Annotated in this window: 1 protein-coding gene; it reads left to right on the plus strand. The window is 66.6% G+C overall.

Going from position 1 to position 527, the window contains the following annotated elements:
• On the plus strand, positions 1–527 hold a 527-nt coding region (locus tag G3I71_RS46465; protein WP_239149788.1), incomplete at both ends, for a GTP-binding protein.

Consider the following 527-nt stretch of genomic DNA (forward strand, 5'->3'; position numbering starts at 1 on the left):
AGCGTAACTACGCGCACGTCGACGCCCCCGGTCACGCCGACTACATCAAGAACATGATCACGGGTGCGGCGCAGATGGACGGCGCCATCCTCGTGGTCGCGGCGACCGACGGCCCGATGGCCCAGACGCGTGAGCACGTCCTGCTCGCCCGTCAGGTCGGCGTCCCGTACCTGCTCGTCGCGCTCAACAAGTCCGACATGGTCGACGACGAGGAGATCCTCGAGCTCGTCGAGATGGAGGTCCGCGAGCTGCTGTCGTCGCAGGAGTTCGACGGCGACAACGCCCCGGTCATCCGCGTCTCGGGCCTCAAGGCGCTCGAGGGCGACCCGCAGTGGGTCAAGTCGGTCGAGGACCTGCTCGACGCCGTCGACGAGAACGTGCCGGACCCGGTGCGCGACATCGACAAGCCGTTCCTCATGCCGATCGAGGACGTCTTCACGATCACCGGTCGTGGCACCGTCGTCACCGGTCGTGTCGAGCGCGGTCAGCTCAAGGTGAACGAGGAGGTGGAGATCGTCGGCATCAAG

This window comes from Streptomyces sp. SID12501 (genome assembly GCF_010550245.1).
Taxonomy (GTDB): Bacteria; Actinomycetota; Actinomycetes; order Streptomycetales; family Streptomycetaceae; genus Streptomyces.